Genomic DNA, 15837 nt, shown 5'->3' with positions numbered 1-15837 from the left:
GGGGGGAAGGAACGAAGGAGGGAGGGAGCAAGGAGGCGGAGTGAGCCTTCCCCCCCCCCCCCCCCCCCCCCCCCCCCCCCCCACCCCCGTTCACCGGGCCGCTACTGCGGGCCGAAGGTGAGGATCAGCTGCGGAGTGCCCTCCGCGGCCGTCGACTCCGAGGACCAGAGCCACAGCGGGTCGCTGCCGTTGCTGGTCAGCGCGAGGCTGTAGTCGGCCGTGCCGAGGGCGGCGGCCACCTTCGCGGTGTCGAGGTCGATGTTGTGGATGGCCGAGCCGTCCGGCACGCCCGCGAGCGTGCCGAGGGCGGTGGTGCCCACGGCCGGCTTGGTGGCGTAGGTGCTCGTGCCGCTCCAGGAGCCGGTGACCGGGACCACGGAGACGGTGTCGGCGGTGCCGGCGCCCGTCGCGGTCGAGGTCTTGATCTGGAGCGAGGCGGCCTTCAGGACCTGGCCGGCCGGGGCGGCCGGCAGGTTGAAGCGCAGGTACGTCTCGTACAGCGAGCCGCTGCCGCGGACGGCCATCGAGGTGGAGCTGCCGTACGAGGCGCTCGGGGCTCCCTGGTTGATGTAGGTGTCCTCGGTCGCGGAGACCTCGGAGACCGAGTCGGAGGGGGCCTTGGCCAGGTTGTAGTGGTTCTGCACCTGGGCCTGGGTGAGCGCGCTCGGGTAGACGGCGGTCTCGTCGATCTGGCCGGCGAAGAAGTTGCTCGTGGGACGGTTCGGCCAGTTGGCCAGGTTGTCGCCGCCGACGTGCCAGAAGCCCGCGTAGTTCTGGTGCGTGGTGTAGCTCGCGGTGCCCTTGCTCTGGCCGTCCACGTACAGCGCCATGCCCGAGGGGCCCTGGGTGGCGACCACGTGGTGCCACTTGTTGTCGTTGTACGTGTCGAACAGGCCCGTGGTGATGGTGCGCGTGGAGCCGTTGTACACGCCGAAGGACAGACGGCCCGAGTTGGTCATGTAGATCTGCTTGTCGTACGAGCCGCTGTTGCGGGTCGTGTTGTTGCCGAAGCCGATCAGCTTGCCGCCGCGGGTGGTGCCGGTCTTGAACCAGGTCTCCAGGGTGTAGCTGGAGCCCACGAACTGCCGGTGGTCGCTGTGGACCTGCTCGTCGGTGCCGTTGAAGCCGATCGCCGTGCTGGCGCCGGTGACCGCGCCGGGGGTCTGGCGCAGGGCCGGGCCGTTGACGTGCACGCCGCTGGTGTCGCCGCTCACCGAGGAGTCCGCGACGAACGGGGTGACCGCGTCGTCGTAGCGCCAGTAGAGCGTGGCGCCGTCGGCGCGGACCTGGTTCGGGTACGACTGGACCGAGGCCGGGACGGTGACCGAGGCGGCCGCCGACAGGGCGCTGGTGTTGCCGGCCGCGTCGGTGGCGGTGACCCGGTAGGTGTACGACTGGCCGGGCTTGACCGTGGTGTCCGTCCAGGAGGCCTGCGGGCGCAGGAACTCCAGGGAGTCGGCGGTCATGGTGTGGACCGGGCTCGACCCGCCGTTGCGGTAGATCTTGTACGTCAGCCTGCTGTCGTCCAGGTCGTAGCTGGTGCGCCAGCGGACCTGCGCCTCGCCGGGCTTGACGCTCGCGGCGCTGGCCACCGGGGTGGTCGGGGCGCCGACGTCGCCGGTGGAGGCGAAGCGGGTCAGGCTCTGCTGCTCGCCGCCGTTGACGGCGGTGAACTCACCGCCGACCCACATGTACTGGACGTCGTTCTTGGTGGAGACGGCCATGACGCGCGGGCCGATGCCCTCGCCCAGGCCGTCGTTGGTGTCCGGGAACCAGCCGAGCTTGCCGGGGCCGCGCACGTAGCCGTCGACCGGGGCCGGGGGGGTGCCCTGGTGGTCGGTGGGCTGGGCCAGCAGGTGGCGGCGGCGGCCGTCCGGGTACTCCAGCTCGGTGGAGCAGTCGTGCGCGTGCGAGGAGCTGTACAGCACGCCCTGGTACGGGAGCACGTACTGGGTGGCACCGAGGCAGCGGTCGCGCCACTTCTCGGTGAAGTCGGTGAGCCTGATGCCCGAGCGGCCGTCGAAGACCCCGCCGCCGGAGCCCTCGCTGCCGGTGTAGATGCCCGTCTCGTCGGTCGCGATGTCCTTGACCACCGAGTTGGTCGGGAAGTACCCGTTCGGGTAGGTCTTCGTCAGCGCGCCGGTGGTGCTGTCGACCACGGCCAGGGCGTGCGAGTTGGCGCCGTTGACGGTGAAGAAGTCGCCGCCGAGGACCACGTTCTTGCCGTCGGGGGTGACCTCGACCGCACGGCCCGGCTCGTCGGCGTTCGCGGTGAACGGCTTCAGGGCGCCGGTGGCGGCGTCGACCGCGGCGAACCGCTCGCGGGTCTGGTCCTCGACGGTGTTGAAGTCGCCGGCGGCGTACAGGGTGTCGCCGGTGACGGCGAGCGCGCGCACGGTGGCCGGGAAGGACGGGTGGAACGCGGCCTTGGGGGTGCAGCTCGCGATGTCGATCGCCGCGACGCTGCTGACCGGGACGCCGTTGACCGCGCCGAAGTAGCCGGCGGCGTACAGGGTCTTCTCGTCCTTGGAGACCACCAGGCTGCGGACCGTCGCCGTGCCCTCGCCGATGGTGAAGGACAGCTTGCAGTCGGTCGGCACACCGGTCGCGGCGTCGAGCGCGACGAAGTTCACGGCCTCCCGCTCGGTGCCCGAGCCGCCGACCGGCGGGCGGACGGCGGAGAAGGTGCCGCCGGCGAAGACGGTGCCGTTGGTCTGGGCCATGGCCCAGACGATTCCGTTCGGCTGCCAGGTCGGCAGGTCGTCCGCGGTGAACGCGACCGGAGAGGTGACGGCGGACGCCTCCGGCATGAGCACCAGACCGACGCCGGCACCCGCGCCGGCGAGGGAGAGGACGAGGGCGGCAGTGAGCCCTCTGGATCTACGCATGAGCCCCCCAGGGCACAGTGGCCCGGTTTCAGAATGGCTGGATTTATACGAACAGCCATATGTACTCGCGCAGACTAGGGCTCAAGCGTGGGCCCGGTCACCCCGCTTGACCCATTGGATACCAACGGGCACCGGCGAATCGGTGCACTGCGGACATACGGCCACAAGTCCTGGTCACTGCCTGTGGGCGGTGACCAGGACATGCAAACTCTAGGGGGTCAGCGGTCGATCCGTACGGCAACCCCGGCCAACTGGTCCTCGACCTGGCGGAGGTCCGCATCCACCATGATCCGGGCCAGTTCCTCCACCAGGACCGTCGGCTTCCAGCCGAGCAGCGCGTGGGCCTTGCTCGCGTCGCCGATCAGTGCATCGACCTCGCTGGGACGCTCGTACTTGGCGTCGTAGCGGACGTACTCCTGCCAGTCGAGGCCCACGTGCGCGAAGGAGGACTCGACGAACTGGCGGACCGTGGCGGGCACCCCGGTGGCCACCACGTAGTCCGTGGGCTCGTCCTGCTGGAGCATGCGCCACATGGCGTCCACGTACTCGGGGGCGTAGCCCCAGTCGCGGACGGCGTCGAGGTTGCCGAGGTACAGCTCGCCCTGCAGGCCGGCCTTGATGCGGGCCACCGCGCGGGTGATCTTGCGGGTCACGAAGGTCTCGCCGCGGCGCGGGGACTCGTGGTTGAAGAGGATCCCGTTGACCGCGAACATGTCGTAGGCCTCGCGGTAGTTCACCGTGGTCCAGTACGCGAAGACCTTCGCGGCGCCGTACGGGCTGCGCGGGTGGAACGGGGTCTGCTCGTTCTGCGGCGGCGGGGTGGAGCCGAACATCTCCGAGGACGAGGCCTGGTAGATGCGGGTGTCGATGCCGCTGGCCCGGATGGCCTCCAGGAGCCGCAGCGCGCCCAGGCCGGTGACGTCACCGGTGTAGAGCGGGGCGTCGAAGGAGACCCGGACATGGGACTGGGCGCCCAGGTTGTAGACCTCGTCGGGCTGGATGTCGCGCAGCAGGTTCACCAGCGCGACCCCGTCGGAGAGGTCCGCGTGGTGCAGCACGAAGGACCGGTTGGCCGTGTGCGGGTCCTGGTAGATGTGATCGATCCGCTCCGTGTTGAAGCTGGACGACCTCCGCACGAGACCGTGCACCTCGTAGCCCTTGGAAAGCAGGAGCTCGGCGAGGTACGAGCCGTCCTGCCCGGTGACTCCGGTGATCAGTGCTGTCTTGGTCATGGGCGCTTCCCCCAGGGAGAGTGTGTCGTTCGTACAGAATTGCGGGGTTCGTCCCCAGCGGTCGGAGCAGGCCTGGCATGATCCGGTGCATGACTGCATCGCTGCCGTACCTGCCCACGCACGCCCGCGTCTTCGTCGCGGGCCACCGCGGCCTCGTGGGGTCCGCGGTCGCCCGGCGGCTCACCGCCGACGGCCACGAGGTGATCACCCGCGGCCGCACCGAACTCGATCTCCGCGATGCCGCGGCCACCGAGAGCTTCCTGAAGGACGTCCGCCCCGACGCGGTCGTCCTCGCCGCCGCCAAGGTCGGCGGCATCATGGCGAACAGCACCTACCCGGTGCAGTTCCTGGAGGACAACCTGAAGATCCAGCTGAGCGTGATCGCCGGCGCGCACGCCGCCGGGGTCGGACGCCTGCTGTTCCTCGGCTCCTCCTGCATCTACCCGAAGCTGGCCTCTCAGCCGATCAGCGAGGACGCCCTGCTGACCGGTCCGCTGGAGCCCACCAACGAGGCCTACGCGCTCGCCAAGATCGCCGGCATCGTCCAGGTCCAGTCCTACCGGAAGCAGTACGGGGCCTCGTACATCTCGGCCATGCCGACGAACCTCTACGGCCCGGGCGACAACTTCGACCTGGAGACCTCGCACGTCCTGCCCGCGCTCATCCGCCGCTTCCACGAGGCCGCGGCCGAGGGGCGCGAGGAGGTCACGCTGTGGGGCAGCGGCACCCCGCGCCGGGAGTTCCTGCACGTGGACGACCTGGCGGCGGCCTGCGCGGTCCTGCTGTCCTCCTACGACGGGGACGAGCCGGTCAACATCGGCTGCGGCGAGGACCTGACCATCAAGGAGCTGGCCGAGACGGTCGCCGAGGTGACGGGCTTCACGGGCCGGCTGGCCTGGGACACGTCCAAGCCGGACGGCACCCCGCGCAAGCTGCTGGACGTCACCCGGCTGACCTCCCTGGGCTGGAAGCCGGCGATCCCGCTGAAGGACGGGATCGCGGCGACCTACCGCTGGTGGCGCGAGCAGAGCTGATCTCACGTACCGGACCCCTCAGTACGCTCCGCGGCCGTCGACGACGGCGCGGAACGTACGGGCCACGACGTCGACGTCACTGGTGAAGGACCAGTTGTCGACGTACTGGAGGTCCAGCTGAATCGTTTCGTCCCAGGACAGGTCCGAGCGGCCGCTGATCTGCCACAGACCCGTCATGCCCGGGCGCACGGTGAGCCGGCGGAGCTCGACCTCGTCGTAGCGGGCCACCTCCTCGGGCAGCGGCGGGCGCGGGCCGACCAGGGACATGTCCCCGGTGAGCACGTTGACGAGCTGCGGCAGTTCGTCGAGGGAGGTGCGGCGCAGCAGCCGTCCGACGCGGGTGATCCGCGGGTCCCGGCGCATCTTGAACATGTGCCCGTCGTTCTCGTTCGACGCGGCCAGCTCGCTCTTGAGCCGGTCGGCGTCGACCACCATGGTGCGGAACTTCCACATGGTGAAGGGCTCGCCGTCGCGGCCGATGCGGCGCTGGCGGTAGAAGGCGGGACCGGGGGAGCCCAGCCGGATCGCGGCGACGATGCCCAGGAAGACGGGGGCCAGGAGCAGCAGTCCCAGGCCGGCGCCGACCCGGTCGAGCACGGACTTGAGCACGGGCTGGATGCCGCGGCTGACGGGCGGGGCCACCCGGAGCACGGCCAGTCCGCCGGCCGACAGGGTCTCCAGCCGCTTGGGCGAGACCTCCACCAGCCCCGGGAAGACCGCGAGTTCGAGGCCCTCGTCGTGCAGGGCCCAGGCGATCCGGCGCAGCCGCTCCCCCGCGATCCGGGCGCCCGGGGCGACCAGGACCAGGTCCGCGTGGTGGCTCCGGACGGCGGCGAGCACGGCTCCCGCGTCCTCGCCCGGGGCCCCGGGCATGGTGCCGGAGATCCGCGCGGCCTCCGGGACCCCGCTGGTGAGGGCGCCGGAGCCGACCGGGATGACCCCCACGACCACGTACGGGTGGTCGGTGCGGGCGGCGAGGTGGCCGATGACGGCCTCGGCGGCGCCGGGCTCCCCGACGACGAGGACCCGGCTGACGGCCTGGGCCTCGCGGCGGGCCGCGCCGAGGTGCCGGTAGGTGAGCTTGCGGCAGGCCACGGTGATCAGGAGGGCGGGCAGCAGGGCGCCGAGAGCGGCCAGCCGCGGGGTGCTCTCCTCGGTCGCGGCCCGGGCCACGGCCAGCACGCCGATCAGAATCAGCCAGTCGTGGAGTACGGGCAGCACTCCGCGGGACTCCCCGAGCGCCCGGAATGCGTACCGGCGGCGGGCCGCCTGTATGCCGGTCCAGGCGAGGGCGGCGGCCAGCGCGCAGTATGCGGGCCTGGCCTGCTGGGCCGCGTCGAAGACGAGGGCGACCGGCACGCCGGCGCCGACGAAGTCGGCGGCCACGGCGGCGGGCAGGTACCAGCGGGCCTTGTCCCCGAGGCCACGGCGAATCACTTCTGACACTGGTCCTGATCTGGCCACTTGCGGAGCGGGAACGTGAACATGCCTCATGGGCCCCCCTGGCACGTTGGTGGATGACGCTGCGCAGGGCCCGCCGCTTCCCCAAGCGGCGCGCGACCAACGCACCGGGAAACAGTACGACAAACGCCCGTACGAGAATCCCCGTTTACGCGAACGAGACCCCTCGTTGCGCGTTCGTTAACGGGCGGTATCCCTCGTTCCACTTCCCGTGGTCGTGCGGGAGCACAACCAGGTGAATTGTTCGTATAGCGGACCTTCATCTTCGGACAACGAACGATTTCCGGCCAACCTTTTGACGCGGCCCTGACATCCACACATCTCGGGTGGCACTCTTCCGGAGCATTCCTCGCACAGCCCTGCTCTGCCCGGAGGCCTACCCAGCCGTCCGGAACCCCCCTTGCAGAAGGAGTCTGCGTTGAGTCCCACCCCCCACCGGCGTGCCACCGCGGCCGGCGCCCTCGTCGCCGCCGCTGCCATGCTGGCCGTAGGCATCCAGGCCGGAACCGCCAGCGCCGACGCGACCGCGTCGCAGGCCGTCCCCGCCGCAGCAGCCGCCAAGCCCAACCCGGGCAAGGCGCTGGTCAAGCTCACCCCCTCGCAGCGGGCCTCGCTGATAGCAGACGCCACTGCCGCCTCCGCCCGTACGGCCAAGTCCCTGGGCCTCGGCGCCCAGGAGAAGCTGGTCGTCCGGGACGTGGTCAAGGACGCGGACGGCACCGTCCACACCACCTACGAGCGGACGTACGCCGGTCTGCCCGTCCTCGGCGGCGACCTCACGGTCCACGCCAAGGGCGCCTCCCAGACCGTCACCAAGGCCACCCGCCACGCCATCAAGGTGGCCGACACCGGTGCGACAGTGTCGGCCTCCGGCGCCGAGAAGCAGGCCGTGGCCGCCGCCAAGTCCGAGGGCTCCAAGGAGCTCAAGGCGGCCCGCGGCGCCCGCAAGGTGATCTGGGCCGCGGGCGGTGCCCCGGTCCTCGCCTTCGAGACGGTGGTCGGCGGCTTCCAGCACGACGGCACCCCGAACGAGCTGCACGTGATCACCAACGCCAAGACCGGCGCGAAGATCACCCAGTGGCAGGCCGTCGAGACCGGCACCGGCAACACCCAGTACAGCGGCCAGGTCACCCTCGGCACCTCGGCGTCCGGCAGCAACTTCACGCTGACCGACGCCGGCCGCGGCAGCCACAAGACCTACAACCTGAACAAGGGCACGTCGGGCACCGGCACCCTGTTCACGGGCCCGGACGACATCTGGGGCAACGGCAGCGCCTCCAACGTGGAGACCGCCGGCGCCGACGCCCACTACGGGGCCCAGCTGACCTGGGACTACTACAAGAACGTGCACGGCCGCAACGGCCTGCGCAACGACGGCGTGGCCCCGTACAGCCGCGTCCACTACAGCAACGCCTACGTCAACGCGTTCTGGCAGGACAGCTGCTTCTGCATGACGTACGGCGACGGCGAGGGCAGCCTCAAGCCTCTGACCTCGATCGACGTGGCCGCGCACGAGATGACCCACGGCCTGACCTCGGTCACCGGCAAGATGCAGTACTCCGGCGAGTCCGGCGGCCTGAACGAGGCGACCTCGGACATCATGGCCGCGGCCGTCGAGTTCTACGCCAACAACCCGCAGGACGTCGGCGACTACCTGGTCGGCGAGAAGATCGACATCAACGGCGACGGCACCCCGCTGCGCTACATGGACAAGCCGAGCAAGGACGGCTCGTCCAAGGACGCCTGGTACTCGGGCATCGGCAGCATCGACGTCCACTACTCCTCCGGCCCGGCGAACCACTGGTTCTACCTGGCCTCCGAGGGCTCGGGCGCCAAGGTCATCAACGGCGTGAGCTACAACTCGCCGACCTCCGACGGCCTGCCGGTCACCGCGATCGGCCGCGCCGCCGCCGAGAAGATCTGGTTCCGCGCCCTGACGGTCGGCTACTTCAGCTCGACCACCAACTACGCGGACGCCCGCGTCCAGACCCTGAAGGCCGCCGGCGACCTGTACGGCGTGGGCTCGACCACGTACAACAACGTCGCCAACGCCTGGGCCGCCATCAACGTCGGCGCCCGCATCCCCAACGGGGTCTCGGTCACCAACCCGGGCCCGCAGAACACGGTCACCGGCAGCGCCGTGAACCTCCAGATCCAGGCCACCAGCAGCAACGCGGGTGCCCTGAGCTACGCGGCCACCGGCCTGCCGACCGGCCTGTCGATCAACTCCTCCACGGGTCTGATCACCGGTACCGTGAGCACCGCGGGCACCTACAACACGACGGTCACCGTGACCGACTCGGCGAACCAGACCGGGACCGCGAACTTCGCGTGGACCGTCGGCACCGTCCAGCCGAACGTGTTCGAGAACACGAACGACTACGCGATCAACGACAACGCCACGGTCGAGTCGCCGATCACCGTCAACCGCACGGGCAACGCGTCCAGCGCCCTCAAGGTCGACGTGAACATCGTCCACACCTACGTCGGTGACCTCGTGGTCGACCTGGTCGCCCCCGACGGCTCCGTCTACAACCTGCGCAACCGCACCGGCGGCAGCGCGGACAACATCGTCCAGCAGTTCACCGTGAACGCCTCCTCCGAGGTCGCCCAGGGTGTCTGGAAGCTGCGGGTCCGCGACGCGGCCTCCCTGGACACCGGCTACATCAACAGCTGGAAGCTCACCTTCTGAGCGGCCGGTGAACGGCAGCGGTAGCCGGACGTACCGCACCCTGTGAAAGAAACGGGGAACGGCCCGGGGACGCCACGTCCCCGGGCCGTTCCGCGTGCCCGCACCGGGCCCGCCCTCAGGAGGCGGCCTCCGCACCGGGCCGGCCCGCCGCCGGACGGCCCGCGCCCGCGTCCGCGGCGCCGCCCGGACGGCCCGGCCCCGCGGCGCCGCCCGGCCGCCCCGCGGCACCCGCCGCGGGGCGCACCAGCAGGAACACCAGGAGCGCACCGGCCAGTGCGATCCCGCCCGCCACCAGGTACGTGTCCCGCAGCCCGGCGGCGAAGGCCCGCTCGACCAGCGCGGCCAGCCCCGCCCGCGAGGACTCCGGGGCCCCCGCGATCACGGCCGCCGCCTGCCCGGAGGTCAGCGCGTCCGCCAGGGAGCCGGAGCCGGCGGGCAGTTCCCCGCGCAGCCCGGCGTGGAAGACGGCGCCGAGGACGGCGATCCCGAACGCGCTGCCCAGCTGGCGCGAGGTGTTGAGGGCCCCGCCCGCCATGCCGGCCCGCTGCGGGGCCACGGCCGCCATGGCCGCGGCGGCCAGCGCGGGGGTGGCCGCGCCGACCCCGGTGCCGGTGACGAGCAGTCCGGGCAGCAGCGCGGTCCACGAGTCCCCCGCGTCCAGCCCGGCCTGGAGCAGCGAGCCCGCCCCGATGAGCAGCAGCCCGCCGCCCACCGTGAAGCGGGCGGGCACCCCGTGCAGGTGGCGTCCGGCCAGGACGGCCACCAGGAAGCCGGCCGCGCTCAGCGGCACCAGCGCCAGTCCCGCCGCCACCGGGCTCATGCCCAGCACCGACTGGAGCCACAGCGAGACGTACAGGAAGTACGAGAAGGCCGCGGCGGACAGCAGCAGGGAGGCGGACATGATCCCCACGAAGGCGGGGCTGCGGAACAGCGCCAGGTCGAGCATCGGCCGGTCCCGGCGGGACTCCACGGCGAGGAAGACCGCGAGGGCGAGGGCGGCCAGGGCGAACAGGCCGAGGGTGGTGCCCGAGGACCAGCCGTACTCCCCGCCGCGGATCAGCCCGTAGGTGACGGCGGCCGCGGCCACGGTGAAGGAGGCCGTGCCCGGCAGGTCCAGCCCCTTGGCGCCGGGATCGCGGGACTCGCCGAGTGAGCGGAGGGTGACGAGGACGGCCAGGGCGCACAGCGGCAGGTTGACGAAGAAGATCCAGCGCCAGCCCAGGTGCTCGGTCAGCAGGCCCCCGGCAATGGGTCCGGCCGCGGCGGCCGCCCCGTTGACGGCGCCCCAGATCCCGAAGGCCACCCCGCGGTCGCGGCCCTGGTAGGCGTGGGTCAGCAGGGCCATGGTGGTGGCGTACATGGCGGCCGCGCCGGCCCCCTGCACGGCCCGGAAGGCGATCAGCGCGCCGGGGCCGCCGGCCAGGCCGCAGGCGAGGGAGGCGAGGGCGAACAGGGCGAGTCCGCCGAGGTAGGTGCGGCGGCGGCCGATCCGGTCGGCTAGGGCCCCGGCGGCGAGCAGCAGCGCCGCGAGGGCGAGGGCGTAGACGTCCATGACCCACTGGAGCCCGGCGAACCCGGTGTCCATGTCCACGGCCATGTCGGGGAGGGCGACGGTGACGATGGTGACGTCCACCAGGAGCATGAACGCCCCCAGGCACACCGCGGTGAGCGGAAGCCACTTGCGCATGGGTTCTCCTCGGTTCCGGTTGGTGGACCCAAGTTCGCAGCGGCGGCGTGAATTCCGTATCCAGTCGTCCTGTTGCGGCGGTTTTCTGTGATCGGGGGCTCTGGGATGCTGGAAACCATGCATGCCACCCTGGACGAGTTCGACAAGGCGCTGATCCAGGCCCTGGTGATCGACGGCCGGGCCTCCTTCAGCCGGCTCGCGGAGGTCCTGGGCGTCACCGACCAGACGGTGGTCCGGCGCTACCGGCGGCTGCGGACCGGGGGCCTGATCCGGGTGATCGGGCTGCCGTTCGGGCGCCGGGTCGGCCTCTTCGAGTCCTGGGTACGGGTGCACTGCGCGCCGGACGCGGCGCTCCCGGTGGCCGAGGCGCTGGCCCGGCGGCCCGACACCGCCTGGGTGACCCTCGGTTCGGGCGGTACGGAGATCCACTGCATCACCAAGGCGCGCTCCCGCGAGGACCGGGACGAACTGCTGCTGGAGAAGCTGCCGCGGACCCGGCGGGTCACGGGGGTCAGCGCGCACACCCTGCTGCGGATGTTCACCGGCGGGCCGGGGCGCTGGGTGGGGGCGGACCTGCTGGACGCGGAGCAGCAGGAGCGGCTGCGGGCGGGCGTCCCGCCCTTCGACCTCGGCGGGCCCGCCCTGCCGGCCCCGCTCGTCCTCGACGAGGCCGAGCGGGCGATGGTGGCGGTGCTGGCCCGGGACGGCCGGGCGGGCTATCCGGAGCTCGCGGCGGCCGCGGGCCTGTCGGAGTCCACCGCCCGGCGCCGGCTCGCCCAGCTGCGGGAGGGCGGGGCCCTGTACTTCGACGTGGAGATCATCCCGCGGGTGCTCGGCTTCCACACGGTGACCACGCTGCTGGTGACGGTGCCGCCCGCGCGGCTGGCGGCGGTGGGGGCGGCCCTGGCGGGCCATCCGGAGATCGCGTTCGCGGCGGCGGTGACGGGGGCGGCGAGCCTGGTCGCGGTCGCGGTGTGCCGGGACACCGACGGGCTGTACACGTACCTCACCGAGGGGATCGGCTCGGTGCCGGACGTCCGGCAGGTGGAGAGCATCCCGACCCTGCGCAACCTGAAGCGGGCCGGGATGCTGGTGGAGGGCGACCGCCTGGTGGACCCGCCGGCCCTGCCGTAGGCGGGCGCCGGGCCGCCGGACCGGGCGGGCGGGAGCCCGGCGGCGAGGAGTACCGCCGGGTGGCGCGGGCGGCCGGGAGTGCCGCCGGGCGGCGGGCAGCGGGCAGCGGGCAGCGGGCAGCGGGCAGCGGGCAGCGGACGGTGCCGCCGGGCGGACCCGGCGGCACCGCCCCGGTTCACCTCAGGACCACGCCCGCGCCCTCCCCGCCCGGGTCCAGCGGGGCCGCCAGCAGGCCGAGTTCGGCCGGGGTCGCCAGCCGCGGGTGCGAGGGGAGGATCCGCACGGTGTAGCCGAAGGGGCCCGTCCGGTCGAGCGCGAGCGGCCCCTCGTACAGCCAGCGCCCGTCCAGGTCGGGACCGGCGGCGGGCTTGAGCGGGAAGGTGCGCGCGTCGGCGATCACGTCCGCCGCGTCCACCCGCCCGGCGACCGCCTGCACCTCCACCTCGTCCGGTGCGAGCACGTCCAGGGTGACCTGCACCCGCAGGGTCAGGGTGGCCCCGAGCTCGGCGGTGCCGCCCACCGGGGCCGCGGCCGAGGCCTCCACGTGGTCCACCGCCACCCGCGGCCAGGCGGCCCGCACCCGGCCCTTCCAGGCGGCCAGTTCCCGCGCCGCGCCCGGGGTCAGCGCCCGGTGGGCGAGGGCCGCGGGCGCGTACAGCCGCTCCACGTACTCCCGGACCATGCGGCCCGCCAGCACCTTGGGTCCCAGGGACACCAGCGTCCGGCGGACCATCTCGATCCAGCGGACCGGCAGTCCGGCGCCGCCCCGGCCGCCCTGCCGGTCGTAGAACCGGGGCGCGACGCGCTGCTCGATCAGCTCGTACAGCGCCGCCGCCTCCAGGTCGTCGCGGCGGTCCTCGTCGGTGCCGTGGCCGTCGGCGGTGGGGATGGCCCAGCCGAAGTCCGGCTCGAACCACTCGTCCCACCAGCCGTCCAGCACCGACAGGTTGAGGCAGCCGTTGAGCGCCGCCTTCATCCCGCTGGTCCCGCAGGCCTCCAGCGGCCGCAGGGGGTTGTTCAGCCAGACGTCGCAGCCCGGGTAGAGCTTCTGCGCCATCGCCATCCCGTAGTCGGGCAGGAAGACGATCCGGTGCCGCACCCGCGGGTCGTCGGCGAAGCGCACCAGCTCCTGCACGAGCCGCTTGCCGCCGTCGTCGGCGGGGTGCGCCTTGCCCGCGACCACGATCTGCACCGGCCGCTCCGGGTCCAGCAGCAGCCGGCGCAGCCGCTCGGGGTCGCGGAGCATCAGCGTCAGCCGCTTGTACGAGGGCACCCGGCGCGCGAAGCCGATGGTCAGCACGTCGGGGTCGAGCACCCCGTCCACCCAGCCGAGTTCGGCGTTGCCGGCCCCGCGCTGCCGCCAGGACGCGCGCAGCCGCTCCCGCACCTCGGTCACGAGCTGTTCGCGCAGCACCCGGCGCAGGTCCCAGATCTCCTGGTCGGGGATGTCGGCCACGGCGTCCCAGCGGGCCGAGCCGCCGACGGACAGCGCGTCCTCGGTGCGGCCGGCCCCGATCTGCCGGGCGCCGAGCCGGATCACCTCGGGGGCCACCCAGGTCGGGGCGTGCACCCCGTTGGTGACCGAGGTGATCGGCACGTCCTCGGGGTCGAAGCCCGGCCAGAGCCCGGCGAACATCTCCCGGCTGACCGCGCCGTGCAGGGTGGACACCCCGTTGGCCCGCTGGGCCAGGCGCAGGCCCATGACCGCCATGTTGAAGACGCCCGGGTCCCCGCCGGGGTAGGTCTCGCGGCCGAGTTCGAGGATCTTCTCGACAGGGAGCCCGGGGAGTTCGCCGCCCTCGCCGAAGTGCCGGGCGACCAGGCCCCGGTCGAAGCGGTCGATGCCGGCGGGCACGGGGGTGTGGGTGGTGAAGACCGTCCCGGCGCGGACCGCCTCGACGGCGGCCTCGAAGGGCAGCCCCTCCCGGTCCAGCTCCCTTATGCGCTCCAGCCCGAGGAACCCGGCGTGGCCCTCGTTGGTGTGGAACACCTCGGGCTGCGGGTGCCCGGTGAGCGCGCAGTACGTGCGCACCGCCCGCACCCCGCCGATGCCGAGCAGCATCTCCTGGAGCAGCCGGTGGTCGCTGCCGCCGCCGTAGAGCCGGTCGGTCACCTCGCGGGCGGCCGGGTCGTTGTCCTCGACGTCGGAGTCCAGCAGCAGGAGCGGCACCCGGCCGACCCGGGCCTGCCAGATGTGCGCGTGCAGCAGGCGCCCGCCGGGCAGGGCGAGGCCCACCCGGGCGGGGCTGCCGTCCTCGGTGCGCAGCAGGTCCACGGGGAGCTCGTTGGGGTCGAGCACCGGGTAGTGCTCCTGCTGCCAGCCCTCGCGGGAGAGGGACTGGCGGAAGTAGCCGTGCCGGTAGAGGAGTCCGACGCCGATGAGGGGGACGCCGAGGTCGCTGGCGGCCTTGAGGTGGTCGCCGGCGAGGATGCCGAGCCCGCCGGAGTACTGCGGCAGGGCGGCGGTGATCCCGAACTCGGGCGAGAAGTAGGCGATGGCGGCCGGCAGCGGCTCCACGGACTCGCGGAGCTGGTACCACCGCTCGCCGGCGAGGTAGTCGTCCAGGTCGGCGGCCGCGGCGGCGAGCCGGCGCAGGAACCGCCGGTCCCGGGCCAGTTCGGCGAGGCGGTCGGCGGATACGGAGCCCAGCAGCCGGACGGGATCGCCGCCCGCCTGCTGCAGCCCCTCGGGGTCTACGGATTGGAGGAGTTCCCGGGTCTCCGCATGCCAGGACCAGCGCAGGTTGCGCGCGAGGTGGTGGAGCGGGAGCAGCGGTTCCGGCAGGACGGGGCGCACGGTGAATCGACGGATGGCCTTCACGTGTTCCACCTTGTCAGGGGAAGTGCGGTTCGGAGCGGACGCACGACGTTGTGCCTCCGGGCTTCACCCGAGGAACCCTGTCCACCCCCCGGCGCCGCCAACCCTGCCGGTGCGGGCTCAGCGGTCGGCGGGGTGCAGGGAGAGCGCGGGCAGGTACCGCGTGAAGCGGCTGCCCGCGGTGGCGGGTTCGGCGAGCACCCTGCGCCACTGCGGGGTGTCGGAGCCGACCCCGCGGCCCGGGGCGGCGAGGGCCCGGACGTGTGCCTCCTCGCTCTCCCACTCCGCGTAGTTGAGGACCCTGGTGCCGTCGGTGCCGATGTGGAAGTTCCCGGAGATCCCGCCGGGCGCGGGGGCCGGGTCGGTGGCCAGGGCCTCGGCCACGGCGTCCACCCAGCCCCGGGGGTCTCCCCCGGCGAAGTCGACGTCGACGACCACGATGCAGCCGGGCACCGCGGCGCTGCGCGGGCCCAGCCGCAGGTAGGGGGTGTAGGAGGCGATGCCGACCCGCTCGATGCCGGGCACGGCCGCGTCGATCTCCTCGTTGCGGTCGTCGCGGAAGGTGCGGAAGAACTCCCGGTAGGCCTCCTCGTCCTGCCACTGGGAGTAGTGGAAGAGGGTGTCCCCGTCGGTGCCCTTGAGCACGGTGTACGAGAGCAGGCCGAGATCGGGCCAGTCGCGCCCGAGCCAGGCCGTGCGGATGGCCGCCACGGCGGCGTCCTGGCGCTCGGGGGTCCCGGTCCGCCAGGTGCTGGCCTTGACGAGGCCGACTCCGGCGCGGGCGAGGTCGGGGCGGTGGAGCGGCTGGGCGGCGGCTGCGGTCATGGCGGCTCTCCTCGGCTGGGGGGTGCGGCGGCGCGGTGTGCGCCGCCCGCTGCCGCCACCCTCCGC

At 72.7% G+C, this 15837-nt stretch carries 9 protein-coding genes; 3 read left to right on the top strand and 6 right to left on the bottom strand.

Annotated elements, in window-relative coordinates; genetic code table 11:
• Positions 1-101: 101 nt before the first annotated feature.
• Together ACZ407_RS24940 and gmd are read right to left on the bottom strand one after the other, a co-directional pair.
• Positions 102-2888, bottom strand: coding sequence for a CBM96 family carbohydrate-binding protein (locus ACZ407_RS24940; RefSeq protein WP_468131845.1), 2787 nt, complete (start codon positions 2886-2888; stop codon positions 102-104).
• A gap of 218 nt (positions 2889-3106) precedes the next feature.
• Positions 3107-4120 carry a GDP-mannose 4,6-dehydratase gene (gene gmd, locus ACZ407_RS24935; RefSeq protein ID WP_468131843.1) on the bottom strand — a complete coding sequence of 338 codons (1014 nt, stop codon included), beginning with the start codon at positions 4118-4120 and terminating at the stop codon, positions 3107-3109.
• A gap of 89 nt (positions 4121-4209) precedes the next feature.
• On the opposite strand from gmd, the gene ACZ407_RS24930 reads away from it, so the two are divergent.
• Positions 4210-5154 carry a GDP-L-fucose synthase family protein gene (locus tag ACZ407_RS24930; RefSeq protein WP_468131841.1) on the top strand — a complete coding sequence of 315 codons (945 nt, stop codon included), beginning with the start codon at positions 4210-4212 and terminating at the stop codon, positions 5152-5154.
• 18 nt (positions 5155-5172) lie between these two features.
• Here ACZ407_RS24930 and ACZ407_RS24925 read toward each other — a convergent pair whose 3' ends face one another.
• Positions 5173-6648, bottom strand: a complete 1476-nt coding sequence (locus ACZ407_RS24925; RefSeq protein WP_468131839.1) for a sugar transferase — start codon at positions 6646-6648, stop codon at positions 5173-5175.
• 385 nt (positions 6649-7033) lie between these two features.
• On the opposite strand from ACZ407_RS24925, the gene ACZ407_RS24920 reads away from it, so the two are divergent.
• Positions 7034-9307, top strand: coding sequence for a M4 family metallopeptidase (locus tag ACZ407_RS24920; protein ID WP_468131837.1), 2274 nt, complete (start codon positions 7034-7036; stop codon positions 9305-9307).
• 115 nt (positions 9308-9422) lie between these two features.
• Here ACZ407_RS24920 and ACZ407_RS24915 read toward each other — a convergent pair whose 3' ends face one another.
• Positions 9423-10994: an MFS transporter gene (locus tag ACZ407_RS24915; protein ID WP_468131835.1), complete on the bottom strand. Its 1572-nt coding sequence runs from the start codon at positions 10992-10994 to the stop codon at positions 9423-9425.
• Positions 10995-11111: 117 nt separating this feature from the next.
• Here ACZ407_RS24915 and ACZ407_RS24910 point away from each other — a divergent pair, with 117 nt between their 5' ends.
• Complete coding sequence (locus ACZ407_RS24910; RefSeq protein WP_468131833.1) at positions 11112-12128, top strand: Lrp/AsnC family transcriptional regulator; 1017 nt, start codon at positions 11112-11114, stop codon at positions 12126-12128.
• 175 nt (positions 12129-12303) lie between these two features.
• Here ACZ407_RS24910 and glgP read toward each other — a convergent pair whose 3' ends face one another.
• On the bottom strand, positions 12304-14949 hold the full coding sequence (gene glgP, locus ACZ407_RS24905) for an alpha-glucan family phosphorylase (RefSeq protein ID WP_468132052.1): 2646 nt from the start codon (positions 14947-14949) through the stop codon (positions 12304-12306).
• Between the two features lie 117 nt (positions 14950-15066).
• On the bottom strand, positions 15067-15771 hold the full coding sequence (locus tag ACZ407_RS24900; protein ID WP_468131831.1) for an antibiotic biosynthesis monooxygenase: 705 nt from the start codon (positions 15769-15771) through the stop codon (positions 15067-15069).
• Between the last annotated feature and the right edge of the window lie 66 nt (positions 15772-15837).

It is taken from the genome of Streptomyces sp. NPDC030809 (assembly GCF_055572195.1).
Note: the sequence above shows the minus strand (reverse complement) of the source record. Positions and strands in the feature narration are given on the sequence as shown.

Coding starts and splice junctions, on each gene's coding strand:
- ACZ407_RS24940 (WP_468131845.1), bottom strand. CDS start 2,888: ATGCGTAGATCCAGAGGGCTCACTGCCGCCCTCGTCCTCTCCCTCGCC.
- gmd (WP_468131843.1), bottom strand. CDS start 4,120: ATGACCAAGACAGCACTGATCACCGGAGTCACCGGGCAGGACGGCTCG.
- ACZ407_RS24930 (WP_468131841.1), top strand. CDS start 4,210: ATGACTGCATCGCTGCCGTACCTGCCCACGCACGCCCGCGTCTTCGTC.
- ACZ407_RS24925 (WP_468131839.1), bottom strand. CDS start 6,648: ATGAGGCATGTTCACGTTCCCGCTCCGCAAGTGGCCAGATCAGGACCA.
- ACZ407_RS24915 (WP_468131835.1), bottom strand. CDS start 10,994: ATGCGCAAGTGGCTTCCGCTCACCGCGGTGTGCCTGGGGGCGTTCATG.
- ACZ407_RS24910 (WP_468131833.1), top strand. CDS start 11,112: ATGCATGCCACCCTGGACGAGTTCGACAAGGCGCTGATCCAGGCCCTG.
- ACZ407_RS24900 (WP_468131831.1), bottom strand. CDS start 15,771: ATGACCGCAGCCGCCGCCCAGCCGCTCCACCGCCCCGACCTCGCCCGC.